The following is a 26,858-nucleotide window of genomic DNA, read 5'->3' on the forward strand; positions in this document are numbered from 1 at the left end:
ATCCCGATGTATGTATCAGTTGACTTAGGGGCAGAGCATTGTATTGCGGGGAATCTGAACGACAACAATATAACAACGCTACCCGACAAAGCCTGCCCAGCCAACTTATTTTGAAATTGGTATAAATTAAATAATTAGTAAAGGTAGAAATGAGCCAATTGGGCAATAACATAACGAATGCCGAAGTATAAAAAAATACTCCGTCATTTTGACACAATAGAAATTTTAGTTTGATTATTACGCTAGATGCGTCTCTCTCTCTCTCTCTCTCTCTCTCTCTCTCTCTCTCTCTAATATTTCACACAAGACAGCCAAACCTAAATTGTTAAAATTTAGATCTGATTTGAAGTTTCTATGTGTGAAACAGATAGTCATTAACTAATAGTTAAGAGATTGATTACAGGGGCAAATATAAATCATTTATTTTTATAAAACAAAAGGAAAAGCCTTGAGACTTTTCCTTTCGGTTGTTCCTGAAAAACGAATAAGAGTATTATTCATTTTCTTTGTCTATATTCTTTCGTTCGAGCAGATCTTTTATGTCAGTATCGTTTATCAACTTCACATTTGTCAATAAAAACCGCTGATCTACAAAATGCCCCATCTCGTTACATTCTTTAATTGCCTGTTCTGTGCAGACTCTGGGGTCGTATTTAAGCCCACATAGCAAGAACATTTTCACATAATTACTCTTGAAATCGATGCTCTCTATTTCTATTTCTCCGCTTTCATAAGCAAACTCCAATTCTTTGCGGATTGTTTCTTTTTGAAACTCCGTAAAATCAGATCGATCATTAGATGCTATAACCGAAAAATAACGCAGTTTTCCATTTTTACCTCCTAAACCGGTGGAAACAAAAAATTGCTTTTCGCCTGACAAATCGGCATCCAATAGAATTTTACTTTCTGCCAAAGCCAGAGCCGACCAATTAGATAATTCTGACTCGAGCGGACTGCTGTGATATGTTTCTATTGCTCGGTATGCCGCAACATCAGCTATAGCAGCCAATGCTGAAAGATAATACCTTTTGTCTTCGATATTTATTCCGGGTGAGAATAATCGACCTATCATGTAATTGCGGTCGGGCTGCATATTTGCATCCTGAGATTGGATATACTTCGAATATTGAAAATATTTCATTTGTTCTTCCACCGGCACTATCTCATTCAACATGTGCATGTTTGACTTCATCTCACCTGATGAATCCCTCAATTGACTTAATATTTTATCAAATTTATCCATGGCTCAATATTCATTAGGTGATTTCTTATATTTGGATAATCTTCAAAAATCGTACCAATTAATATAAATTTTATTGATAAGAACAATCCCAGAGTGCGCATACATCTATTACGGTAATAAGTCTGATGCAGCATTTAGTCCCAATATTCTATTCTCCGGAGATAACCTGTTCGATCCGGTCTATATACGTTTAACACAAAAAAGAGAAAAAATATTTTGAAAACAGTCAAAAATTTAGTTAAAACAGCATTTTTACACAAACAATGACTCATTTTGAACTGTTTTGATGAAAAATAAGGTTTGTACCTTAAAAAAAAACAAATACCGAATGAAAGCTATATTCACACCTATAGACCACGAAAACTGGGCAAGAAAAAAATATTTCGATTATTTTTATAACAAAATAAAAACAAGATACAATCTCAGTAAAAACATCGACATCACACAGCTGATCGAAGCCAAGCAATCCAAAGGGTTCAAATTTTATCCGGCGATGCTGTACATTATAACAAAGGCAGTTAATCAGAATGTTGAGTTCCGTATGTCATTCAATGCCGAAGGTACACTTGGCTTTTGGAACTATGTAAATCCGGCATATACAATCTTCCATGACGACGATAAAACATTTTCGGATATATGGAGTGAGTATAACGAGAATTTCCGGGTATTTTATTCGAATGTATGCACCGATATGGAGACGTATAAAGACGTAAAGGAAATAAAAGCACGCCCCGATCAGCCAGCCAATTTTTGTCTGCTGTCGTCATTACCATGGCTTAGTTTCGATGGATTTGCCCAAGATACATTTACTGAATCTTCGTTACTCTTCCCTTTTATTCGATTTGGAAAATACTTCGAACAGAATGGCAAAATTTTACTACCTTTAGCTGTCTTTGTCAATCATGCAGCGGCTGACGGATACCACACATGCAAATTGATCAATGATATACAAGATATCGCAAACAATGTAGATGAATGGAGTTTATAAAAAACAGACTCTAAGCAACAGAAAGTATCTAGTATACGATTAAAGGAATAACTTTCTGTTTTATTCACACTTACACATTTAATATTAACAATCGCCGAAGCGAAGGCGAGGTAAATAGGTCTGAGACCTTAAAATATAATTATAAAATGGGACTATTTGATTTTTTCAGGAAGATTATAAAAAACAAAACCGACCAACCGATACCTAAACCGGGTAATATCAGTCAGGCAGAACATCCTATACTTCTGGCTATGCCTGTGTTTATCAATAATCGGGGCTATGACTTCGATAAGGTTATCGATCATCTGAAAACATTCTGGAAACTGTCGGTTACTGAATTATCAGGAGACAATGCCACTGCGGTTTTTGATCTTGACGGTCAGCCTGTGGCTATCGCAAATATGCCTGTTCCTGTTCCGGAAGAAGAACTGGACGCTATTATCGACTATGCTTATTTGTGGAGGGAAGCAAGAGAAACTCTCAAACATCAGACAAACCATGCCATAGTATCAGTGCTTAGCAGTGATCGATCCGAAACTGAAAGACACACATTGTTAAGTAAGATGCTTTGCTCTATATTAATGACATCTCCCGATTGTATAGCCATATATCAGGGGCAGGAAACATTACTGCTTCAACGTGATTTTTATCTGGCTTGTATCGAGGATCTCCAAAACGGACGCATACCTGTACCTGCATGGGTATATATAGGATTGCGCAAGACCGATGAAGGTATCAATGCTTATACTTACGGTATGAAAAGTTTTGGAAAACCCGAATTTGAAATTATCGGTACTCCTTTGGATGCAGACAGCCTTTATACCCTGGTTCTGAATATAGCATCTTATACTATCGGTAAGGATGTGATATTTAATAATGGAGACACATTCAGTTTAGCGGAAAATGCCAAAATGAAGATTACCGAATCTCAGGGAATTTATGTAGACGGCACAACGCTGAAGTTGTCTATCGATTAAAGTAATGATATGGAGAATGAACGGAAACAGTTGTTACAAAGCTGTTTCCGATGGTAATGATATATTTCCTAGTTTTTCTATCTGATCTACATCGTAAGGCGTTTCCTGATACAAGTAATAGTTCATCCAGTTATTAAACAAAAGGTTTCCATGACCTGTCCAGCGAGAGATCGGTTTTTGACCCGGATCGTCCTGCCTGTAATAATGTTTCGGGATATCAATATCCATTCCTTTATCCTTATCTCTTGAGTATTCGTTATGCAATGTGTATAGTGAATATTCGGAGTGACCTGTTACATAAAACTCTCGCCCTCCCCTGCCGACAACTATATATATACCCGCTTCGTCGGATTCCGATAATATTTTCAGGTCTTTATGCTTTTCTATATCTTCCCTCCTTACTTCGGTATGACGGCTGTGCGGAGCATAGAACTCATCATCAAAACCCCGAAACAAAGGAAAACTGCGGTCATTTATTGTATGTTTGAATACACCGAACATTTTTTCGTGCATAGGATACTTCGGAATACCATAAAAGCGGTAAAGCGCAGCCTGAGCCGCCCAACAGATATAAAATGTAGATGTTACGTGGTGTTTTGCCCAATCGAAAACAGATGAAACTTCGTTCCAATAACTAACCTCTTCGTATTCCATCATCTCCACGGGTGCACCTGTAACTATCAAACCATCGTAATTACTGCTTTTTACTTCATCAAACTCCTTATAGAAAGCATCCATATGCTCAATTGGAGTATTTTTGGACTGATGTGTCGACAAACGAAGAAAATCAATCTCTATTTGCAAAGGTGTATTGGACAGCAAGCGTACCAAATCGGTTTCTGCTGCGATTTTTATAGGCATCAAATTCAATATTAATACCTTAAGAGGTCTAATATCTTGTTCTTTGGCTCTAAGTTGCGACATCACGAAGATATTTTCTTTCTTTAGGATTTCTATTGCAGGCAAATTATCCGGTAGTGTAACGGGCATATCTGAATTATTACGTTCTGTTAATTATATATTCCAGCGTTTTTTACTGATAAGTTGTAAAGTTATAAAAAAAACAAGATTATCAAGAGGCTCTCTCAATTTTGCTTCTTCCGGACTCTTTTCTTTCGAATATTTTCCTTATAATTATAATCGTTTTTCGATTGTTTCAGAGACTAAGCAACAGAAGGCAGCTAAACAATGAATTGGTTAAGAATAACTATCTGTTAATATTACACTTACAAAACAAATAAAAAGGTCTGAGACCTTAAATGTAAATATCTGCATTTTTATGAAAAGGAAATTATCGTTTTTAGTTATTGCCGTACTTATGCAGTCGGCATTGGTATACGGACAAGAGGCTTTATGGGGTGCTCAGGATATCGTTTCTCCAGAAGTACTACCAGACAACCGGGTTACATTCAGAGTTTTAAATCCACAGAAAGCAAAAATACAGCTGACAGGCGACTTTTTGCCAGTAGGAAAACAAAGTACGCCTTTCGGTGAGGTGGACGCTCCATTGCCTGCCGATTTTAAAGAAGGAGCCAACGGTATATGGGAATATACTACGGAGCAGCCTTTGCCATCGGAGCTTTACTCCTATTCTTTTATTATTGACGGCATCAAGACCTCCGACCCTAATAATATGTATTTAGTACGTGACGTGGCTTCTCTAACTAATATTTTTTTGGTTGGCGGAGGTCAGGCAGACTATTATAAAGTGAATAATGTAGCTCACGGAACAGTTTCGAAACGTTGGTACAACAGCCCGACATTAAAGAAAGACAGGCGGATAACCATTTATACTCCTGCCGGATACGAAACATCAAATCTCGAATATCCGGTTCTGTATCTTCTGCATGGAATGGGAGGCGATGAAGAGGCTTGGAACACTCTGGGGCGCACTATTCAGATAATGGATAACCTGATCGCTCAGGGAAAGGCAAAGCCGATGATCGTGGTGATGCCAAACGGCAATGTAGTACAGGAAGCCGCTCCGGGCGAATCGTCATTGGGTTTCTATAAGCCTACATTTAATCTACCTCATACAATGGACGGCACGATGGAAGAAAGTTTCCCTGATATAGTCAAATTTATAGATTCTAATTACCGTACTGTAAAATCAAAACAAGGTCGTGCCATTGCCGGATTGTCGATGGGCGGTTTCCACTCACTACATATTTCCAAGCAATATCCCGATATGTTCGATTATGTAGGATTATTCTCTGCAGCAATACTCCCTACAAATAAAGTGCAGTCTTCTGTTTATGAAAACATTGACGCTAAATTGAAAGTCCAATTCGAAAAGAATCCTAAACTATACTGGATCGCCATCGGCAAAGACGATTTTCTGTATAAAGCAAATGCCGAATACCGAGAGTTATTAGATAAAGCAGGTTACAAGTATACCTATGTGGAATCGGATGGCGGACATATCTGGCGAAACTGGAGGGTATATCTTACTGAATTTGCGCCGTTACTGTTTAAATAATATTTTTTATTCATTATAACTGACATAAACGGCTTAATAAATAGTGATTATTAAGCCGTTCGTGTTTCATTTTGTGTAATTACGATTGTATTGTATTGTATTGTATTGTATTGTTGAGCTACTTAGAATTTTCCGAGAAATTAAATAGGCTATTTATTTTCTCCGCTTTATACATTTTCTACCTTTGTGGAATACAAACACATTTATACACATTATATGAACAGGCTACACTTTATTCTACTTTCATTATTGGCGTTATTATTTTCAGCATGCAGCAAAGATGATAATGATACTCCAAGCGGGAACTTATTAAGTATATCGAATAACCTCGAAACATTCGGCATCAATAAAAGTAACCAAACAATAAGACTTACAGCTGAGCAAAAATGGTCGATAACAGGTTGTCCAAACTGGTTATCTTTAGATAAAACCGAAGGGGAAACCTCAACAGACCTTAATCTAGAAGTGGATTCTAACCTTTCGCTTGATGAAAGAACTGCATCTCTAATAATTGAAAGTGGAACAGAAAAGATTTTGTTACAGGTAAAACAAAGAGGAGCTTCTCGAAATGAACTTCTACAATGGAGATCTCTGCAACTCGGGACATTCGAAGATGTGCAATACAAATTAGATGAAAATAATATTGAGCGCACTTACAGTTTCAAAGTCTATGAGCAATTTATTACACCTACTATGAAAAATAAGATATTTGTAGGTAATCTTGTTGATTCGAAACTTGATGATAAATTCGATATTAAAGAATATAACGGATATACATTCAACCCAATTACAGTATCTACTCTCATGGGGAATGTTGAGACTTATATTCCCTCTAAAAAATCAGAAGAAGAGTATGTAAAAGCGATACTGAAGAAAAATAAGACACAAAACGAAAGCTTTTCTTCTAATTCAGGCATAAAATATTATTCACACCGCGAACTTAACCTAATTGGTTTAAGTAATGTGGGAGTTGCTCTCGATGAAGAAATTGCCGGTAAATCATATAAAAATATGGAGATGAAAAAGAAAGGTGGCGTAATATTTTCTTTTTCTCAGACTATATTTTCCATAACTATGGATTACCCAGATCCGTTGATAAAGGAAATAATAACTAAGACTCCCGAAAATGCCGACTTATCTTACATATCATCTGTATCTTATGGACGTTTTGGATTATTGATTGCTGAATCGGATTCTGATGCCGAAAAGTTAAGAAAAGCAGTGTTACATTCTATACAAAACCAAACATTAAACACTGAAGAAAATGAGATACTTTTAAACTCAGATTTCTATTTAGTAAAACACAATTCTTCTCAAAACATATCAATTATAAAGGGCGGTTCGGAACTTATAAGTATTTACAAAGGCATTGGTGAAAATTTGGATAATATATACCCAATCAGCTTTAATGTAACCAATTTTTTCGGATACTCAATGCAATTTATCAATTTCTCATTACGATTAGAATAATCAATATTGGCAGTTGCTTGAAGTCTTTGGTTGTAACAACCTAAAAGATTACCTTTGCAATGCAAATCGCAAAAATAAAATATATGTCATCTGCATTTAAAGATTATCTTCAAAAACATAACTACAGTAACTTTGATATGAAAGCAGTGCTCTTCGATATGGATGGAGTACTTTATGATTCGATGAAATACCATGCTAAAGCGTGGAAGGCTGTCATGGATGAAGAAGGACTTGACTCTACTTATGAGGAATACTTCATGCACGAAGGCCGTGTCGGTTACAGCACTATAGACCTTGTGATACAGCGAAACAAAGGACGTCATGCCACAGAAGAAGAGAAACAACGTATATATAAGCGTAAATCGGAACTGTTTGCCATATTCAATGATGGGGAGCTGATACCTTATGCTTACGACCTTCTGAAAGCCGTTAAAGGGAAAGGACTGCAATGTATTGTAGTCACAGGTTCGGGACAGCCCTCTCTGCTTGACAACCTCGACAATAACTTTCCGGGAATCTTCAATCGTAATCAAATGGTCACAGCTTTCGATGTAAAGAACGGAAAGCCGCATCCCGAGCCTTATCTTATGGGTTTGGAAAAAGGCGGACATCTGAAAGCCAATCAGGCTATAGTTGTTGAAAATGCACCGATGGGAATAGAAGCAGCCGTTGCTGCCGGATTATTTACGGTAGCTATCAATACAGGTCCTCTGGACGAAAAAGTGTTGTGGGATGGAGGTGCTGATATCGTTTTACCGTCTATGGAAGCATTGTTCCGCAACTGGGAATCATACGCCAATGAATTGAGTTTGTAATATTTTTCAATTAAGGCTAACAGCCCTTTTCTGAGTTTGTTAGTCTTAATTTTTGTCTTATCCTTTATACTTCAAAGTGTCTAAAAGTGCAAATAGCTCACCTTTGCTATTTGGCAGCACATACCACTTATCTTCGACTTTAGCCTTTCCTAATTCTTTCCAGATAGACACCCAATTGTCTGTAAGCCCTGATTCTTCGGCATGATGCAATACCAGCATATAATCAGGCGCAACCATCTTTACCATAATTCCGCTATTGTTCCAAGCTGTATCGTTTACAAACGTGCCAAGTATCCGTTCTATATGGGCTTTGGTTTCTTCCTCTTTTATCCGTGATTGAGTATCTTCGTTAGCTGTATAAAGAATTTTGATTGTATCGACAGAAGTAAAATCAAGATTGAGTTTCATCGTATCCCGAGCAGATACCGTCTGATTGTCTTTTGCCGGAACTTGTGAGCCGTTACTGCTGCATGAGAACATGGCTATAGAAGAAATAAAACCACTGATAACAAATACTTTCTGAATGTTTTTCGCTTTCATATAATTTAGTATAGTTTGTCTTCTTTCATTAAGGGTATAAATGTAATTATTTTTTCGCAGATCGAAAGTATTCTTGTTTTTAAGTATTTTCTTTCGGTATATCAGATCAATTTTTGCGGCATCCTGTATTAGTAATTATACTTTGTTAGGATGGGAGTATTTTCTTATTTAAAATAAATATAAATAAAGACGTTATTCTCGGCAAAAATAAGCATCTTTGTAATTCTTATTTAAGTCTAACAGGTCTGTCCCCGTAAGAGACCCCGAATATATAAAAAGATATGTTGTTGTCCGACCTTAAAACCGGCGAACTAGGCGTTATAGTCAAAGTCAATGGTAGTGGAGCCTTCCGTAAACGAATCCTCGAAATGGGATTTATTAAAGGAAAAGTCATTAAAGTTATACTTAATGCACCGCTCAAAGATCCCATCAAATATAAGATAATGGATTACGAAGTTTCGTTGCGCCGCAGCGAAGCTCACCTCATAGAAGTAATTTACCCGAAAGATTTACAGAAGAAGAAAACTCACGAAGAAGAATTCTCTTTCGAAAACAGTTATGACGAAAATGACAGTTTTCATAAAAAAGAACCGGGAAACACAAAGAAAATTACAGTCGCCCTTGTCGGCAATCCCAATGCAGGAAAGACATCTCTTTTCAATATAGCATCCGGAGCGCACGAGCATGTAGGTAACTATGGTGGTGTAACCGTAGATTCGAAAGAAGGTAAATTTAAACACGCAGGATATCAGATAAAAATAGTAGACCTTCCGGGTACTTATTCGATATCGGCTTATACACCCGAAGAGTTATATGTGCGTAATTACCTTGTGGAAGAAAAACCCGATGTAGTGATAAACGTGGTAGCCGCATCTAACCTTGAGCGGAACCTATACCTTACAACCGAGCTTATCGATCTGAGCGTACCGATGGTGATTGACCTGAATATGTACGACGAACTTCAGGCAAGCGGCAGTGAGTTTAATTATCCTAAATTGGCACGATCATTAGGCATACCTATTGTCCCTACTATCTGTCGTTCGGGAATGGGTATCAAAGACCTTTTTGATGCTGTTATACGTGTTTATGAGGATAAAGAGCCTATTGTACGCCACATAAAAATATATTATGGCAATACGATAGAAAATGCAATCAGCAAATTGAATATACTGATAGATAAGGAAAAAGACCCGGGACACATCTTCCCTACCAGATACCTGTCTATCAAATTACTGGAAAAAGACAAAGCTGTAACCGACCTTATAAAGGAAACATATACAACCGCTGATACTATACTGGCTGCAACAGCTCAGGAAATTAAAAATATAGAAAGTACACTGAATGAAGACACCGAATCGGCTGTAACTAATGCCCGATACGGATTTGTGGCGGGAGGACTAAAAGAAACATACAAAGAGAAACTGAAAGAATCGGATTCGACACGTATCATAGATGCAGTGGTGACAAATAAGTACCTCGGTTTCCCGTTGTTCTTCCTCTTTATGTGGATCATGTTTGAATGTACCTTCCGTTTGGGAGGTTACCCGATGGAGTGGATAGAGTCGGCTGTCGGATGGCTGGGAGAAGCCATAGCCACATATATGCCCGACGGCATGCTCAAAGACCTTATTATAGACGGTATAATAGGTGGAGTCGGCGGAGTTATCGTATTCCTGCCCAATATCGTTATACTTTATGCTTTTATATCCTTTATGGAAGATTCGGGGTATATGGCACGTGCCGCCTTCATTATGGATAAGATTATGCATAAAATGGGTTTGCACGGTAAATCGTTTATTCCGCTTATCATGGGATTCGGCTGTAACGTACCTGCCATATTGGCAACACGTACCATCGAAAGCCGAAACAGCCGTATGATAACCATGCTGGTCAATCCGTTCATGTCATGTAGTGCCCGTCTGCCCGTTTACCTTCTGTTTGCAGGTGTATTCTTCAAATCATATGCAGGATTGGTATTATTCGGTTTATATGCTACCGGTATATTGCTTGCCGTAATATCAGCACGCATTTTCAAGCGATACATGTTTGCAGGTGAAGACGCACCTTTTGTAATGGAACTCCCCCCCTATCGTATGCCAACCGTCAAATCGGTGCTGATACATATGTGGGATAAATCGCGTCAGTATCTTCGCAAAATGGGAGGAGTAATCCTTATAGCATCCATCGCAATCTGGTTTTTAGGATATTTCCCGTTGAATAACAATAAAGTCGAAAATCTGGATGCTCAAATAACTCAGACAGAACAACAATTCGATAACGGACAACTGACCGAAGAGCAGAAAGATGAGAAAATAGCGGAAATAGAATCATTGAAAAATATCGACCATACCGAAAGTTCGTATATCGGACGTATCGGTAAATTTATCGAGCCGGTAATGCGACCTTTGGGATTCGATTGGCGTATCAGTGTCAGCCTTTTGACAGGTAGTGCAGCCAAAGAAGTGGTAGTCAGCACACTGGGTGTATTATACACCGGTAATGCCGACGAAGACGAAGGTTCGTTGCAAGACAGGCTTCTGAGCAGTACCAATGCTGATGGATCTCCGACATTTACTCCGCTGGTTGTGGCAAGCTTTTTGCTATTTGTATTGATATATTTCCCATGTGTAGCTACGATTGCTGCCATTAAGGAAGAATCGGGTTCTTGGAAATGGGGATTGTTCAGTATAGCTTATACCACCATACTGGCTTGGGTACTGGCATTCCTTGTATTTCAGATCGGAAGCTTAATAATTTAGAAAATATCGAACGAAATTAATCGGCCGGTTGTTTTAATGTCTCAGACCTTAAATGATAATCAGGTCTCAATAATAATAAAAGATTATGATACAGGAAATAATAGTTGCAGTTGTAGGATTAGCCGTATTAGGTTGGATCGGCTATAAAGTATACTCTTTTTTCTTTGGAAAGAATAAAGGACGTACAGCATGCGGATGTTCGAGCTGTCATTGCCATGTAACAGAGAAAACCAAATAGGGCCGAAACCTGAAAATATGCTTTTTAGCATATTTGAATAAAATACTGTCAAATTATTTGGATATTTCATTTCAGTCATTTATATTTGAAATAACAAATAAGAGAAACCTAAAGGAGTAGAGACTCCAGCTAAAATATAGGTCGTACTGGTCGATTAGGAAACTCATCAATGAATAGATAAATTCCGAGACAAGCTTACCGTTACCAATGGCGGGTCACACCTTTCGGGGTTGCTTCAGGGCACAGTGAATTACAAAGGAGCGGAGCACTCAAATCCTGTTACACGGAGTTTCGTCTTTATCTTTCAGTACGATTTTATAGAAAAGCAGATTATATGAACAATATAATCTGCTTTTTTTTAGGTAATAATTCAATTTATGTATTTGAAAAAGACTATGAGTTACTCCCCTTATCGCAAGTCAAAGGCTTTATTAAAGACAATAAACACCTGCCGGATATTTCATCCGAAAAAGAAATGCAGGAAAACGGGCTTAATGTAAATGAATTTCAGATCAACTTACTCAAAGAAGTAGAAGAGCTCACTCTATATATTATACAACAAGACGATAAGATCAATAAACTCGAAAAAGAATTGGTAAAATTGAAGTCGGAAGACTGAAATCCTAATAAAATAGAGGATAAAGACTTGCATAATTCATTTCTAACAGCTAATTTTGATCTAAGAAAAGACGCTAAATACGGAGGAAAGCCTCCTGCAAGATATAGGGTCGTACTGGTCGATTGGGAAACTCATCAATTAATAGATAAATTCCGAGACAAGCTTACCGTTTCTAATGGCGGGTCACACCCTCCGGGGTTGCTTTATGCGCAGTGAATTACAAAGGGAGCGGGGCACTCAAATCCTGTTTTACGGAGTTTCGTCATTTTCCACTGGTACGGCTCTTCTTATAACAAAAGACTAATCGATATATTCGGTTGGTCTTTTTTGTTTTGAATGATATTTTTATTTTCTTTGATAAAAATGAAAAAATCCTTATAACAACACTTATTTATTGAATATATAAAAAATGGACATTACAATCAGAAAAGCGACAGAAAAAGATCTCCCAAAGGTATTTAATTTGGTTAAAGAGTTTGCCGGCTACCTGGGTAAGACTGATAAAGTAAAGACATCTGTCGAAGATTTTATAAAACAGCAAGAATATTACTCATGTATATTAGCCGAAAATCCAAAAGGAGAAGCTATTGGTTATGCTATATTTTCGACTATATTTCACACTTGGAGCGGAAAATCGATTTATCTGGACGACCTGTATGTTAATGAAGCATACCGGGGCTGTTCGGTAGGAACGATGCTGATATGCGCTCTGATAGAATATGCAAAGCAACAGCAGGTTAAACATCTCAACTGGCAGGTTCTCGATTGGAACGAGTCGGCTATAGGCTTTTACAAAAAGCTGGGAGCAACTGTAGGTGACGATAACCTGAATTGCACCTTCGAAATAAAATAAGGTCTTAGACCTATTTATTACTAAAAACAAAGTAAAACTTAAATATAACACATGAATTCACCTTCCAGAATAGACGTAGCCGACGTCTTGAGAGGATTCTCGGTAATGGGAATCTTTCTTATTCATTGCATTGAGCATTTCAATTTTTATTCGTTTCCCGAAGTGGAAAACCCGTGGCTAAAATTTTTCGATAAAGCAATCTGGGATTCTGTATTCTTTACATTTTCCGGTAAAGGGTATGCAATCTTCGCCCTGCTTTTCGGATTCAGTTTTTTCATTCAGGACAATGGACGTAAACTCAAAGGTGAAGATTTTCGCCCTCGTTTTGCCTGGCGTTTGGTTTTGCTTTTCGTGTGGGGAAATATCAATGCGATGTTTTTCACAGGCGAAATATTAGTTTTGTATTCACTGGTCGGCTTCTCGCTGATTTTTGTTGCACGGCTCTCAAACAAGACAGTATTTATCATTCTCACTATACTGATGCTGCAACCTGTAGAATGGTGTAAAATGATATATGCTCTGATTAATCCCGATTTCGTGCCGGGAAAAAGCCTTACCTATTACTATTTTGGAGAAGCATATGCCGTACAGCAAAACGGAAACTTTATCGAAACCCTGAAAATGAATCTCTGGGACGGACAGATGGCATCGCTTGCTTATGCGTGGGAATACGGACGTATTTTCCAAACAGCAGCCTTGTTTATGATGGGAATGCTAATCGGGCGTACAAGTTTGCTGCTTCAGAACGATTCGAATCTGAAATTCTGGAAAAAAACACTTTTGATTTCCGTGATATGCTTCTTCCCTCTCAATGGATTAGCAAATATGCTGCCCGACTTTATCAACAACAAAGCAGTACTTACACCACTGCAAACCGTTGTGCGATCGCTTGCCAATCTGTCATTTATGCTCTTTATGATGGGGACGCTTATCAATGTTTATTATCTTACCCGTTTCCATAAACTGTTAGGCAAACTTGCCCCTTATGGAATGATGAGCCTCACATGCTACATCACGCAGTCGATGGTAGGTTCGTTTCTGTTTTATAACTGGGGATTAGGATTGCACGACAAGCTGAGCATTACCTTTTCGTTTCTGTTGGGTATTGTCCTGTTCCTTCTTCAATTCTCGTTTGCCCGCTGGTGGATGAAAAGCCATCGACACGGTCCGTTGGAATATCTCTGGAGAAAGGCTACATGGATCGGTGCAAAATGATAAAACGATCATCTATATAAAAGATAAAGGTCTGCTCAAAAAATTGGGCAGACCTTTATCTTTGTTTCTGTCTTATAGATTGGAATTAATCGATTTCCATTGATCTATTGCAGGAATCACACCCGATTTAATCAGGCTATCCCTCAGATCGCAGAGGTGTTTGTAACTCTGTTTCAGTTCGCAGTGTTCATCATCTGTACCTTTCACATCTTTATAATGAACTCCATTTGCATCTAACGAAGTTTCCATCGCCATCATAACGTGGTCAAACTCACCGTTATTGACATATGCACCTACAGGCCAGTCAAATTTATCGCCACCCATCACTGCACCTATCATGGCAAGCGACAGGTATGCCGGACTCTGAAACGAAGAACGCCCCCTCAAATCAATGATATTTTTACCCCCTTGTATCACCCTTTCTTTGAGTGATTTCCATTGTTCGCTGGTTAATTGGGGTGTTCCGATCAGGTCATTCAGCGGTTTACCGTCGATAGTTGCGGTAGACGAAAACACAGCCATTTGTTCGCCATGTCCTCCATAAGTGCGGCAATTGACAACCTTATCGGGATGTATATTGAAGTGTTTAGCCAGTTCGTTTCTTAGTCGGGTACTGTCTAACGCCGCCAATGTAGTAACTTGAGATGGTTTAAGACCCGAATATAATAATGTGAGCAATCCTGTAATATCCGCAGGATTGAAGATAACAACCACATGTTTTACATCAGGACAGTAACTCTTGATATCTTTCCCGAACTGAATAGCTATTTCGGCATTTCCCTTCAGCAAATCTTCACGGGTCATACCTTCTTTTCGGGCAGCACCCCCCGAAGATATCACATACTTACTGCCTTTGAGAGCCTCTTTAATATCGGATGTAAAAGAGAGGTTCAGCCCTTTGAACCCACATTGAAGAAGTTCTTCGGCAACACCTTCCAACCCTTTGGCATAGGGGTCATACAAACAAATATTGTCGGACAACCCCATAAGAATTGCAGATTGAGCCATATTAGAACCAATCATTCCGGCAGCTCCTATTATTGTGAGCTTTTCTGAAGTAAGAGTTTTCATATCCTTCCGTTTTTTTTAGGCTTCAAGCCTATTGTTATTTTTATTAACCTCAGAAAGTATTTAAAGATCGACAAACAGTTCTGAGACTTTAAAGTTATCTGTTTTAGATGATAAATGGTCATTTAAAATTATTATATACTATAACTAAAAGTTATGGTACAGATAAAAAACAGTAGAAAGTCTCTTTTTGTTTATTCATAACTCCTGATATATAGGCTTTTTGAATTTTATTCTTTACGCCTGCTGTACAGAACGGATACCTCGCAACTACAGTTAACGCCGCTCGGCTTACGCCCGTCAGGTTTCCGGCATTGACGAAAAGCATGGGGTACCCGTTGTGAGAAGAAAGCGTTAAAAGACAAATAGATATCGGCGATAATCATTTTATTTGTCTTAGCTTTCGAGCACGTAACGGATCGGGCTTGTAGGCACAGCCTTGATCTTTTGTTTCGTTTTGCATCAAGGCAAAATAAAAAACAAACCCGAGAGGGTGCGTTAGTAAATAGCAGAACTTGAAAGTATAAAATAAAGAACGATTTTATCAATCTAACTACTGATTGACATTAATGATAAACTTCCATCACTTACGCAAGCTGTCTCCCTTAAAGAGTACACGGGTGGTTATAGCCTTTATCCGGTCTAAAACCCTGTCGCCGTATTGGCTGCGTATTTGGTCGGATGTGAGATTAGTGGATACGATAACGATCTTCCCTGATTTTTCGGCCGCATCCATTATCTCTGCAAAGGCAAGACGGCGTTCGCCATACTTTATCATCATTTCTTCGGAACCGATGTCATCCAGACTGATAATGCCTTTAGTCAGTACTTCATCCAGTTTGTGATTCATTTCCTGCATGTCGTATATCTTTACAACCTTGCGGCAGGCATGCAGCAATATAGCCGGAATAACCTGTCGGCAAAGCAAACTCTTGCCGCGTCCGCAGTTACCATAAAGAAACAAGCCCTTGCCCTGATTGTCGGTAAGCCATTCAGCCACACGGTCGTATTCGGGCAGCCATTGAGCCTTTGTACCGTCTTTAGCCAGAAAATATTCGAGAGCCCGGTATAAAAGATTTCGGGCATCGGGTACTTTCATATAGATACGGTCGGCTGGCATCGGCATACGGTGAAGACGCATTTCTTTTTCTACTTCTTCAAAATTCACTGTACGAGATTGTGTTGTCATGCTTTGCAAAATTATGTTTATTGTTATATTTTATTTTTTCCGATGGACGCTTATCCCTCTCTAACTGGAGCCGCAACCAGTTGGCAAAGTGCTGTTTAATATCTTTGGTATCGGTATGTGCAGAGCCTTCGTTTTCGAGTTTTACGAAGAACAGTTTCAGGTAACGAATCAGATTATCGCTGTTTTTGATGCCGTTATTTACACACAAGGTATTGATATATGGTTTATTCTCAGACATGAAAGACATTAATCGATGCAACCTGTTTGATATAATATAAGATCTCCCATCGATATTTATATTAGCAGTGAGGCTTTGTTCAGGTTTACCCTCCTTTGATTTACTTTTCTTTTCTGTACTTTCTTTTACTTTAGTTTCCTTTACTTTACTTTGTGTATTATGGGAGTCATTAACGGGGTTATTGTCGGAAGAAATCCAGTAAATATCGTTAATAACCGATTCTTTCCTTTTAAGGGTGGCAGACTGAAATCTCGCCTGTATAGATTCGGATGTAAGGATACGATGACTTTCGTACATCTGCATATCGAAAAAACCTACTTCGAGAGCCTTAGTGATGACTTCATTTACGCTTTCTTCCGAAACATCCAATGTGTCGGCTGTATGAAAGCACAGATCGTCGCTGTATTCGGCATAATATCCCTTGTCTTTATAGATGTTGCACAATAACCCGATAAGTATGGAGAATGCTTGTTCACCGCTTTTTTTGACAATCTTGCGAACTTTAATATCATATAAAATATCTACATCAAGAGGGAAGTAATCCAGTCCGGTTTTAAGAGGTCGTGCCATATATTATAAAATTATATTGTTAAATTATGTTTCTTTTATATAATAAATGAAATTTTTATGTAAATTGGTATCGACTTAAAGGTCTTAGCATTTGTTTATAGATAAAATAATTAAGTGCGAAATCGATAATGTCAAAAAATAAAAAACATCAACTATCTGAAAATCATTAAGTAATAAATTCAGTACAACCGTATATTTTTATATTATTTAACAAAAAGCAGTAGTAAACTGGTCTCTGACCCTATTTTTTCAGCATGAAGAACTTACTGTTATTCATTACGGTATTTATTTTCTTCTCGTGTGCCAAAGATGACTATAACGGGAACGACAGTACCACTCCTATCGACTTGAGGTTCGCTGCAGAACAGCAAACCATACCGGCCGAAAAAGGAGCGGATTTGTATGCTGTACAAGTATATATATCGGTAGCCGGTTCTGATGATTATGTTGCTTATGCATACGGATTGTTCGACAACAACTCCGATATAAAGTTGGTGTTGCCCGATGATGCCAGATACAAAATAGAATCGACCATAGTGATTGACGGTAAACAGTTCGTGAGCCACGACAGCCTGTCGTACTACGAACCGTTTGTAGCAAATGATCATACTCCGGTTGAGTTATCCAATAAATTCACAATAAGCAGTACCCGTTATTTTACCGATCTGTCGGGAAGTAAATCACGTGTTGTATCTCAAACCAAAGACTCAACTTACAACCATATATATCTGATTCCGGCTCTCGACCGGTATTATGGCGAATTAGCCGACTTCGATCCCGAACTATCACCTAAAGCCGAGGTAAATATGGATAGAGTTGTATTCGGGATGAACCTTTCGATAAAAAACACAACTAAATCAACGATCTCCCTTAAAATAGACGGAACACCCGATTCGCTTGTTGTTGAAGGCGGTTCCAACAGAGCATTGGACAGACTGTATACCCTGCCCGACTTCAAAAAAGCAGGAGAATTACTCGATCCGCTCAAAATAACGATACAACACAACAACGGAGGCGTACTTGTTGAAGGTCAGGGCGAATACTTCGTGAAGAAACAAGCCCGTGAAATAATTACCCTTACCGTATCGAAAGCCGATAAGACCAAAGCAAGCTACAATTACGACATAGAACGCATAGCCGGATTTTATTGAAGCTGCAAATTCACAGATAAAAAATTGTATATTGAGGACTTACCTTAATATATCGGCATGTATAGATCATATGTCTACCCTTTTTTGTACATTTGCCCCAAAATAAATTTGCCGTATATAAAAAAAGCATCAGCTGAGACTCAATACCTGTAAAATTGACAGAAAAGGAGTATGCCGACAGCTTATTAATGGTATGGCAATAATGGTCTCCAACCAAAAGATTATAAATGGAAATTTCAGCGTTCAGCCCTTATATGCTTTTCAACAGAGAACAATGGGCAGCCTTGCGAGAGTCGGAACCAATGACACTGACTCCCGAAGAAGTCGAAAAACTAAAAGGTATCAATGACGAACTGTCGATGGACGAGATTCGGGATATATACCTGCCGTTGTCCCGTTTGCTCAGTTACTACGTAACCGCAACCACCAGCCGTCAGGCGGCAATGATGAAGTTTCTGAATCAGGAAGCACGCAAAATACCCTTTATAATAGGTGTAGCGGGCAGTGTTTCGGTCGGAAAAAGCACTACGTCACGCGTATTACAGGCATTACTTAGCCGATGGAAGGAAAACACAAAAGTAGCGTTGATCACCACTGACGGATTTCTGTATCCGAATGCCGTATTGGAAGAAAAAGGACTGATGCTGAAAAAAGGCTTTCCTCAGTCATATGATATCCACAGCCTGATACAATTTGTGAGTGATATAAAATCGGGTAAAACCGAAGTAAAAGCACCTAAATATTCACACCTCATATATGATGTAGTACCCGATGAGTACGAAATTATACGGCAACCCGATATACTGATTATCGAAGGACTGAACGTCTTGCAGAGCGGGATGGATTATCCGCAGGACAAACCCCGTGTATTTCTTTCGGATTATCTCAATTTCTCCATATATGTGGATGCCGAAGAAGAACTGCTCGAAAAATGGTACATCTCCCGCTTTCTGAAATTCAGACAGGGTGCATTTGCCGATCCGAAGTCTTATTTCTACAATTTCACGATGCTGACTGATGGCGGAGCGATACAGATGGCTAAAGGTGTATGGCGTGAAATAAACCGCAAAAATTTACGCAAAAATATATTACCCACACGTGAACGTGCCAGCCTGATTCTTCATAAAAGCGAAAATCATCAGGTCGATTATGTACGCTTGAAAAGGTAAAGGTATCAGGTCTTTTTACTATTTTCGCAATCATAAGATTGAAAACAATAAAAAAATATCAAATATGAATATATCGGAACTAAAAAGCGATAATTTCTTCCTGCTTGCCGGACCTTGTATTATCGAAGGTGAAGAAATGGCATTGAATATCGCAGAACAGATCATGCAGATCACCTCTAAGCTCAATATACCTTATGTATTTAAAGGCTCATACCGCAAGGCAAACCGTTCGCGTGTGGATTCTTTCACAGGAATAGGAGATGAAAAAGCTCTGAAAATATTGCGCAAAGTCCGTGAAACATTCGGCATACCTGTAGTTACGGATATACACGAAGCACACGAAGCCGCTATGGCTGCCGAATATGTGGATGTACTTCAGATACCTGCATTTCTGTGCCGTCAGACCGATCTTTTGATTGCAGCAGCTAAAACAGGCAAAACAATAAACATCAAGAAAGGACAATTTCTGGCTCCTTCGGCTATGAAGTTTGCCGCACAGAAAATAATAGACTCGGGCAATAATAATGTAACGCTTACCGAACGTGGAGTATCATTCGGATACGGCGATTTAGTTGTAGATTTCAGAGGTATACCCGAAATGCAGGAATTTGGATTTCCGGTTGTTCTGGATGCAACACACTGCCTGCAAAAACCCAATCAGGCATCGGGAGTAACCGGTGGACAACCTAAACTGATCGAAACCATGTGTAAAGCTGGTATAGCAGTAGGTGCAGACGGTTTATTTATAGAAACCCACCCTACCCCTTCGACTGCAAAATCGGATGGTGCAAATATGCTTCCTCTTGATCAATTGGAGGGATTACTTACTAAACTTGTAAGAATAAAAGAGGCTATAAGATAATGGAGTTCAGGTACAAATTAATATTGGCATCTAACTCGCCACGTAGAAAAGAATTATTGTCAGGGCTCGATTACGACTACGAAGTGGTGGTTATACCCGGTATAGACGAATCTTATCCCGACAATATCGAAAAACGTCAGGTAGCCCAATATATAGCCAAAAAGAAAGCCGCAGCATACGAAGATTATCTGAAAGATGATACACTCGTTATCACTGCCGATACAGTAGTAATACTGGACAACAAAATATTCGGAAAACCGTCAGATGAAGCCTGTGCCAAGCAAATGCTCCGTGAACTATCGGGGCGTACGCATCAGGTGGTAACGGGTGTATGCCTCAGTACAGCCGATAAACAGCACGCATTCAGTGTAACATCTGAAGTAAGGTTCGCTACACTCACCGAGTCTGAAATCGAATATTACGTCACCCGATACAAGCCATTAGACAAAGCCGGTGCATATGGTATTCAGGAATGGATCGGATTTGTTGGGGTCGAGTTTATATCCGGCTCCTATTATAATGTAATGGGACTTCCGATACAGCGTCTCTTCAGGGAACTGAAAAACTTCTGAGGTCTCAGTCCATTATTTATTACCCGTCTAAGTATAATAGCAACAAAACGTTATTGTCTTAAAACTAAATATCGTTCTGTTGCTTCATGAATAACACTCTATATGATGAAACGGACACTTATTGCAATGTATTTATTCTCATCGGCTATTCTATCAAGCAGTGCTCAGGAGCAGGACTCAATAGATTCACCGAGAGCATTTCTTAATTTAGGGTTTGCAGGCATCTGGTGTACCAATGGCGAAAAAACTGATGAAACGACAAATAACATATCGTTATCATTGATTCATGGCTACAGTTATAATGTATATGGCTTTATGCTTGCACCATTTGCAACCGTAAGAAAGTCGATGCACGGACTCCAGACAGGTATGATTAACCTTGCATCAGACATGAAAGGTGTGCAAGCAGGTTTCGGCAATAATGCAGATAAGCTCAGAGGAATACAGATAGGAGGCTTCAACGGTATAAACCAAGAGTCCGGAGGGCTTCAGATTGGATTAGCCAACTCCCGCAAATCGGGAGGCATACAGATCGGGTTAGTCAATATCGCCGAACATAATAACTATCCTATAGGTTTGATCAATATCATCAAAGACGGAGATATGTATGCGGGAATTATGACCGACGAAATGAGTAATTTCACAGCAACTTTCCGGTCAGGAGGACGATATCTTTACGGCATTGCCGGTTTTGGACATAGTTTTGCATCATCCCTCAATCAATGGATATTGGAAGGAGGTATAGGTATACACACTCCGATATTTAACAGGTTAAGAATAGATACCGAAATATCAGCCGCATTGATTACCAAATTTTACGGGCGTATACATTTTGGCGATCAGGAAGAAGCAGAACGAAAAGCCGAAGAATATAACTATAAGACAGCAACGAAATACTCTTTCCGTATAATGCCTACTTATAGATTCGGTAAACGAATAGAGGTATTTGGAGGACCATCACTCAATTACTTACAATCTCATTGTATGGAGAATGAACGAATATTCCCATCTAATTATATGTGGCGAAAATTTACGTCATCGTCCTTGAAGCAGCTCTATTGGGGCTGGACTGCCGGAGTACAATATAAATTATAAGAATATGAATAATTACGATAATTCGAACATACGACGCCAAGACCGTATACTGGAAGCCGACCAGGCATTGAATCTCCTTATCAACGGGGAATACGGCTTTCTAGCCATGAGTAACGACGGGAGCGCATACGGAATCCCGATCAGCTATATCTATTCCGACAACAAGATATACCTGCATTGCGCCCCTGAAGGCGAAAAATTGAGGTATATCGAGAAAAATCCGTCAGTCTGTTTCTGTGTAGTCGGTTCTACAATGGTACAGCCCGCTAAATTTACCACAGCTTACGAAAGCGTTTTGGCATTCGGAGATATTGTAACAGTTGATGACAACGATGAGCGGATGAAAGCCCTCGAATTACTGGTCGATAAATATTCTCCTGAATACAAAGAAATCGGACTGAAATATGCTAAAGGATCTTTTTCCAGAACCACTGTATTGCGCATAGATATCAAACGGATAAGCGGAAAAAGCAAAAGATCGGATGCGCCGTCAGTCACAGACCGTTCTAAATGAAATAACAAAAAGAGATACACTTTCGCTAAAGCTGTATCTCTTTTCTAAAATTAAGCAATTGATAAAATTAAAGTAGTTATACTTTATATCACAAATATATCTTTTTGACAACCAAAACAAAAATTTACTCGACAAATTGACATATCCGATCGATATATAGTGTACAATAATCGGAGAACGGGTTTTACAGCCATTATTTTACTAAATTAACACTCATCTTGAGACTCTATTTCTTACCTTTGCAGAACTAATATTACAGTAGGGTTTAAGACCCGAAAAGAGAAAACAAAACGAGATGAAAACTGCAATTATTACAATCGGGGATGAAATACTGATAGGACAAATAGTCGATACGAATACAGCCTGGATGGCTCAAAAATTAACAAACGCCGGATTTGATGTAACCGAAAAAATATCTATCGGTGATAACGCCCGGCAAATAAAAGACACAATAGCCGATGTCTTCACACGGGTGGATGTTATCCTTACCACCGGAGGAATAGGACCGACAAAAGACGATATAACCAAGAAGACCCTCTGCGAATATTATGGTACGGAATTGATATTCGATGATTCGGTATTGGCGAATATACAAAATGTAGTTTCAACATGGACGGCTTTAAACCCGCTCACCCACGATCAGGCTTATGTTCCGAAAGATTGTACCGTTATACAAAACAAAGTAGGAACAGCCCCCATAACATGGTTCGACCGCAATGACAAAGTATTGGTATCCATGCCTGGAGTGCCATACGAAATGAAGTTCAATATGGAGAACGAAATAATACCGCGTCTCCAATCGAAATACAGTGCCGAAGCCTATGTCAGCAAGGTGTTTATAGTAGTCGGGTACACCGAATCGGCATTAGCAATCCATCTCACCGACTGGGAAAACAATCTACCCGAAGGATTCGGTCTGGCTTATTTACCTTCTCCCGGGGTGATGAAGCTTCGCCTATTCGTAAAAGGTGAAGAACGCCGTCACGAACTGGAAGAAGAAATCGTAAAGTTGTATAATCTGCTGGATAAAGCAATTGTTGCCGACAGAGATATTCCATTGGAAAAAATTTTAGGAGAGCATCTTCTTTCATCGGGTCTAACGATAGGTACAGCCGAAAGCTGCACAGGCGGCAATATAGCTCACCTTATTACATCTATCGCCGGATCATCGGAATATTTCAAAGGCGGTATAGTTTCGTATTCGAACGAAGTAAAATGCAACATACTGAAAGTTTCGGCATCTAATATAGAAAAAGACGGAGCTGTGAGTTGTTCGGTCGTGACAGATATGGCTAAAGGTGCACAAAAAGCATTAAACGTAGATTGTGCAATAGCTGTATCGGGCATAGCGGGTCCCGGTGGAGGAACCGATGAAAAACCGGTTGGCACGGTATGGATAGCCACTGCAATAGGAGAACGGCTAGTTGCGAAAAAATATCAAATGGGCAAAAACAGAGATATGAATATTATAAGAGCTTCTAATACCGCCATGATGCAATTATTGGAAATGCTGAACGAATAAGCGTTATAAACTTATCAAACATACAACATTCAAAATTTAAACACATGAAACGGACGTATTTTACTTTTTTATCAATAATAGTATTTGTATCCACTATATTTATCAGTTGTGGAAGTGATGACAGTGATAACCGTACGTCATACACATTTACAGCCGTAGCATCGACAAATTATCCCATCAAAGGGTTTGCCGACCAAACAGTTGTAAATACAGAGCCTGTAACAGTTCTTCTTGATGATATGCTGAAAGGAAATGATTATGTTTCGCCTATAACTAAAGGAGAATTATTCCCTACTCAAGGTACAGCTCTCGAAATTATAGGACTAAAAAGTGATGCTTCTCTCAAAAATTTTAAAATCACGGTAAATGATGTTACCAAAACATTTACAGAAATAAAAGAAAGTGATGCAAACCTATATACAAAAGATATGATCAGTTTTATGGATGAGACATTTACAAGAATGATTACTCGCAAAAAGCTAACAATATCTATTTCTTTCACTCCAAGCCAGACAATTACAGATCAGGATAATGTGTATTTAAAGATTGCTTACAACGGAAGATACACCTATCTGAAATAAGGATATTTAACACTCAGTAGATGTTTTTTTTTAAACAAATTCAAACAAAGGGCAGATATAATTGTTCTACTACTAAGGAATAATTAAAATACATATGACTAAAAAGATATATACCATTGTTGCATTTCTTCTTATAGGCTGTATGCTGACTCTTACAGCTCAAAAGAAAACTTTATACGATTTCAAAGTAAAAGACATCGACGGAAAACCGTATGATCTTGCAAAACTGAAAGGAAAAAAAGTACTGATTGTTAATGTTGCATCTAAATGCGGTTTAACACCTCAGTACGCACAACTCGAAGAACTTTATCAGAAGTACAAAGATCAGGGATTAATTATATTGGGTTTTCCGAGTAATGATTTTAAAGAACAAGAACCGGGTACAAATGCCGAAATAAAAGAATTCTGCACACTGAATTATGGAGTTACTTTCCCTATAATGGATAAGATAACTGTTGTGGGCAATAAAAAGGTTCCACTCTATAAATGGCTGACAGAAAAGACTGAAAACGGCAAATTTGACGCTGAAGTTCAATGGAACTTTCAGAAATTTATGATCGATACCGATGGCCAGGTTTCCGGTTATGTTTTACCAAAGGGAAGTCCATTAAGTGCCGAGATAATAAGCTGGATTGAAAAACCTTGATCTTAAGGTCTCAGGTCTATCTGTTATCCATATCTAAATGTAAGATCAATAGATAGTTATTGCTTTAAAATAGAATATTAAATACTTACTGTTACTTAATATATTTAACAAAATAACAAAAAAATTAAAAAAAACTATGTATCTTTCGCCCAACAAAGGGCTAAATTTTAGGGATTCCATTGTTTATCTAGAAATTATGAATATGAAAAAATTTTACTTATTTGCTGCAAGCACACTTCTTGCATTATCAGTTAACGCTCAGGAAAAAGCATTGAAACAATACGGATTTGGGGATAACTGGTTCATTCAGGGACAAGTTGGGGGGTCATACACTTTTAGTGAAAACTCCAGTAAAGCAGACCTTTTTGATGTGGTAACACCTCATGTCGCATTGTCAGTAGGAAAACACTTCTCTCCTATTGCCGGAGCACGTTTACAAGTCGGAGGATGGGAAAGCAAAACTTATCTTGGCGAAGCTTTAGACAAAACGTACAAAAACAAATACATTCAGGCAAACGCAGACGCGTTGCTGAATTTAACAAATCTATTCTCTACATACGAAGGTGATAAAGCTTTTAACCTATATGGTATTTTAGGTCTTGGTTATGTGCATACATTTGCAGACAGAGACATCAAAGAAGCTGATGTAAAAACAACAAACACTATTGTTCCTCGTGTAGGTTTACAAGCTGATTTCCGTTTGACAGAAAGCCTGAGCCTTAATGTTGAAGCTACAGGTAACCTGATGGCCGACAGATTTAACGGAATTGTTGGAGGTAAAAATAACGATGCTACATTGAACCTGTTAGCAGGTTTGACATACCGTTTTACTCCCGGAGGATTCCAAACAGTTGACGTAATTGATCCTAGCGAATTAAGTGCTGTTAATGACAAAGTAAACGAGTTACAATCTCAGTTAAGAAACAAAGACAGACAAATTCAGGAATACAAAGCATCTGTTGCTGGTCTTGAAAGAAAACTAGCGGAAAAACCTGCTGAAGTTGTAACTAAAGGCGAAAGCGAAGTTGTATTGAATGCTGTAGTAGTATTCCGTATCGGTAGTGCTAAACTTGAACAAAATCAGGATATTAACATTTATAACGCTGCAAAATATCTGCAAGACAATAAAGATGTTAATGTAACAGTTACAGGATATGCTGATAAGAGTACAGGTACAGCTGCTATCAACCAAAGATTATCGGAACAAAGAGCTAAAGCCGTTGCTGATATCCTTATCAAGAAATATGGTATCGAAGCTAACCGTATAACTACAGAAGCTAGTGGCGACAGAGTTCAACCATTCCAGATTGATTCTTGGAACCGTGTAGTAATCTTCACTGCTAAATAATTTTAAGCAGAACAGATAAAATATCAATTAAAAGGCTGTCTCAGTAATGAGGCGGCCTTTTTCCTTTTAAGCAGAACCTGCATAAACTGTGTTTAATTAAGAACAATCGGTAGGGATTCAGTGTTAGTCAAATAAGA

The 26,858-nt window shown here is 38.6% G+C and carries 27 protein-coding genes; 21 read left to right on the forward strand and 6 right to left on the reverse strand.

The window, feature by feature from the left end:
- Positions 1–493: 493 nt before the first annotated feature.
- Positions 494–1,243: a hypothetical protein gene (locus K322_RS0101305; RefSeq protein WP_026625235.1), complete on the reverse strand. Its 750-nt coding sequence runs from the start codon at positions 1,241–1,243 to the stop codon at positions 494–496.
- Positions 1,244–1,571: 328 nt separating this feature from the next.
- Here K322_RS0101305 and K322_RS0101310 point away from each other — a divergent pair, with 328 nt between their 5' ends.
- Together K322_RS0101310 and K322_RS0101315 are read left to right on the forward strand one after the other, a co-directional pair.
- Entirely contained in the window at positions 1,572–2,231 is a 660-nt protein-coding gene (locus K322_RS0101310) for a CatA-like O-acetyltransferase (protein WP_026625236.1), read from the forward strand.
- 146 nt (positions 2,232–2,377) lie between these two features.
- Positions 2,378–3,208: a DUF4261 domain-containing protein gene (locus tag K322_RS0101315; RefSeq protein WP_051290545.1), complete on the forward strand. Its 831-nt coding sequence runs from the start codon at positions 2,378–2,380 to the stop codon at positions 3,206–3,208.
- A gap of 33 nt (positions 3,209–3,241) precedes the next feature.
- Here K322_RS0101315 and metA read toward each other — a convergent pair whose 3' ends face one another.
- Positions 3,242–4,198 (reverse strand): homoserine O-acetyltransferase MetA, encoded by a 957-nt coding sequence (gene metA / locus K322_RS0101320; protein WP_026625238.1) that lies wholly within the window; start codon positions 4,196–4,198, stop codon positions 3,242–3,244.
- Between the two features lie 289 nt (positions 4,199–4,487).
- Between metA and K322_RS0101325 the strand changes: the two genes are divergently transcribed.
- The 3 genes from K322_RS0101325 to K322_RS0101335 all read left to right on the forward strand — a co-directional run bounded on the left by K322_RS0101325 (position 4,488) and on the right by K322_RS0101335 (position 7,972).
- Positions 4,488–5,687, forward strand: a complete 1,200-nt coding sequence (locus K322_RS0101325) for an esterase (RefSeq protein ID WP_026625239.1) — start codon at positions 4,488–4,490, stop codon at positions 5,685–5,687.
- A 216-nt stretch (positions 5,688–5,903) separates the two neighbouring features.
- A complete protein-coding gene (locus K322_RS0101330; protein WP_026625240.1) occupies positions 5,904–7,157 on the forward strand; it encodes a BACON domain-containing protein in 1,254 nt (417 codons plus the stop codon).
- A gap of 83 nt (positions 7,158–7,240) precedes the next feature.
- Complete coding sequence (locus tag K322_RS0101335) at positions 7,241–7,972, forward strand: HAD family hydrolase (protein ID WP_026625241.1); 732 nt, start codon at positions 7,241–7,243, stop codon at positions 7,970–7,972.
- Positions 7,973–8,029: 57 nt separating this feature from the next.
- Here the strand turns inward: K322_RS0101335 and K322_RS0101340 are convergent, their stop codons facing one another.
- Positions 8,030–8,512, reverse strand: coding sequence for a hypothetical protein (locus K322_RS0101340; RefSeq protein ID WP_026625242.1), 483 nt, complete (start codon positions 8,510–8,512; stop codon positions 8,030–8,032).
- Between the two features lie 281 nt (positions 8,513–8,793).
- On the opposite strand from K322_RS0101340, the gene feoB reads away from it, so the two are divergent.
- From feoB to K322_RS0101365, 6 genes are all read left to right on the forward strand, one after another.
- Positions 8,794–11,271 carry a ferrous iron transport protein B gene (feoB, locus tag K322_RS0101345; protein ID WP_026625243.1) on the forward strand — a complete coding sequence of 826 codons (2,478 nt, stop codon included), beginning with the start codon at positions 8,794–8,796 and terminating at the stop codon, positions 11,269–11,271.
- A gap of 85 nt (positions 11,272–11,356) precedes the next feature.
- Positions 11,357–11,509, forward strand: coding sequence for a FeoB-associated Cys-rich membrane protein (locus tag K322_RS20520; RefSeq protein WP_084158483.1), 153 nt, complete (start codon positions 11,357–11,359; stop codon positions 11,507–11,509).
- Between the two features lie 334 nt (positions 11,510–11,843).
- Positions 11,844–12,128 (forward strand): hypothetical protein, encoded by a 285-nt coding sequence (locus tag K322_RS0101355; RefSeq protein WP_026625244.1) that lies wholly within the window; start codon positions 11,844–11,846, stop codon positions 12,126–12,128.
- A 27-nt stretch (positions 12,129–12,155) separates the two neighbouring features.
- Positions 12,156–12,344: a hypothetical protein gene (locus K322_RS20770; RefSeq protein ID WP_134435250.1), complete on the forward strand. Its 189-nt coding sequence runs from the start codon at positions 12,156–12,158 to the stop codon at positions 12,342–12,344.
- A gap of 193 nt (positions 12,345–12,537) precedes the next feature.
- Positions 12,538–12,981: a GNAT family N-acetyltransferase gene (locus K322_RS0101360; RefSeq protein WP_026625245.1), complete on the forward strand. Its 444-nt coding sequence runs from the start codon at positions 12,538–12,540 to the stop codon at positions 12,979–12,981.
- A 51-nt stretch (positions 12,982–13,032) separates the two neighbouring features.
- Positions 13,033–14,196 (forward strand): DUF418 domain-containing protein, encoded by a 1,164-nt coding sequence (locus K322_RS0101365; protein ID WP_026625246.1) that lies wholly within the window; start codon positions 13,033–13,035, stop codon positions 14,194–14,196.
- A gap of 72 nt (positions 14,197–14,268) precedes the next feature.
- On the opposite strand, the gene K322_RS0101370 is transcribed toward K322_RS0101365, so the two are convergent.
- From K322_RS0101370 to K322_RS20060, 3 genes are all read right to left on the reverse strand, one after another.
- Positions 14,269–15,267 carry a malate dehydrogenase gene (locus tag K322_RS0101370; protein WP_026625247.1) on the reverse strand — a complete coding sequence of 333 codons (999 nt, stop codon included), beginning with the start codon at positions 15,265–15,267 and terminating at the stop codon, positions 14,269–14,271.
- 580 nt (positions 15,268–15,847) lie between these two features.
- Complete coding sequence (locus K322_RS0101380; protein ID WP_026625248.1) at positions 15,848–16,453, reverse strand: P-loop NTPase family protein; 606 nt, start codon at positions 16,451–16,453, stop codon at positions 15,848–15,850.
- Positions 16,422–17,261 (reverse strand): DUF4373 domain-containing protein, encoded by an 840-nt coding sequence (locus K322_RS20060; protein WP_051290546.1) that lies wholly within the window; start codon positions 17,259–17,261, stop codon positions 16,422–16,424. Before K322_RS20060 ends, K322_RS0101380 begins: the two co-directional genes overlap by 32 nt.
- Positions 17,262–17,515: 254 nt before the next feature.
- On the opposite strand from K322_RS20060, the gene K322_RS0101390 reads away from it, so the two are divergent.
- From K322_RS0101390 to K322_RS0101435, 10 genes are all read left to right on the forward strand, one after another.
- Entirely contained in the window at positions 17,516–18,412 is an 897-nt protein-coding gene (locus K322_RS0101390; RefSeq protein WP_026625249.1) for a hypothetical protein, read from the forward strand.
- A 227-nt stretch (positions 18,413–18,639) separates the two neighbouring features.
- Positions 18,640–19,581 (forward strand): type I pantothenate kinase, encoded by a 942-nt coding sequence (coaA, locus tag K322_RS0101395; RefSeq protein WP_026625250.1) that lies wholly within the window; start codon positions 18,640–18,642, stop codon positions 19,579–19,581.
- Between the two features lie 55 nt (positions 19,582–19,636).
- On the forward strand, positions 19,637–20,443 hold the full coding sequence (kdsA, locus tag K322_RS0101400; RefSeq protein ID WP_374116877.1) for a 3-deoxy-8-phosphooctulonate synthase: 807 nt from the start codon (positions 19,637–19,639) through the stop codon (positions 20,441–20,443).
- Positions 20,443–21,015, forward strand: a complete 573-nt coding sequence (locus K322_RS0101405; protein WP_026625252.1) for a Maf-like protein — start codon at positions 20,443–20,445, stop codon at positions 21,013–21,015. The genes kdsA and K322_RS0101405 overlap by 1 nt, the downstream gene beginning before the upstream one ends.
- Before the next feature lie 102 nt (positions 21,016–21,117).
- The gene (locus tag K322_RS0101410; RefSeq protein ID WP_026625253.1) at positions 21,118–22,110 is read left to right on the forward strand and encodes an RNA-binding protein; all 993 of its coding nucleotides are present in this window, start codon (positions 21,118–21,120) and stop codon (positions 22,108–22,110) included.
- A gap of 4 nt (positions 22,111–22,114) precedes the next feature.
- The gene (locus K322_RS0101415; protein ID WP_026625254.1) at positions 22,115–22,624 is read left to right on the forward strand and encodes a pyridoxamine 5'-phosphate oxidase family protein; all 510 of its coding nucleotides are present in this window, start codon (positions 22,115–22,117) and stop codon (positions 22,622–22,624) included.
- Positions 22,625–22,919: 295 nt separating this feature from the next.
- Complete coding sequence (locus K322_RS0101420) at positions 22,920–24,146, forward strand: CinA family nicotinamide mononucleotide deamidase-related protein (protein WP_026625255.1); 1,227 nt, start codon at positions 22,920–22,922, stop codon at positions 24,144–24,146.
- A gap of 44 nt (positions 24,147–24,190) precedes the next feature.
- A complete protein-coding gene (locus tag K322_RS0101425) occupies positions 24,191–24,727 on the forward strand; it encodes a hypothetical protein (RefSeq protein WP_026625256.1) in 537 nt (178 codons plus the stop codon).
- Between the two features lie 94 nt (positions 24,728–24,821).
- Complete coding sequence (locus K322_RS0101430; protein ID WP_035331016.1) at positions 24,822–25,373, forward strand: glutathione peroxidase; 552 nt, start codon at positions 24,822–24,824, stop codon at positions 25,371–25,373.
- Positions 25,374–25,575: 202 nt separating this feature from the next.
- A complete protein-coding gene (locus K322_RS0101435; RefSeq protein WP_026625258.1) occupies positions 25,576–26,721 on the forward strand; it encodes an OmpA family protein in 1,146 nt (381 codons plus the stop codon).
- The last annotated feature ends 137 nt before the right edge of the window (positions 26,722–26,858 follow it).

The sequence above is a fragment of the Indolivaga capnocytophagoides DSM 22835 genome, from assembly GCF_000426485.1.
GTDB lineage: Bacteria > Bacteroidota > Bacteroidia > Bacteroidales > Dysgonomonadaceae > Dysgonomonas_A > Dysgonomonas_A capnocytophagoides.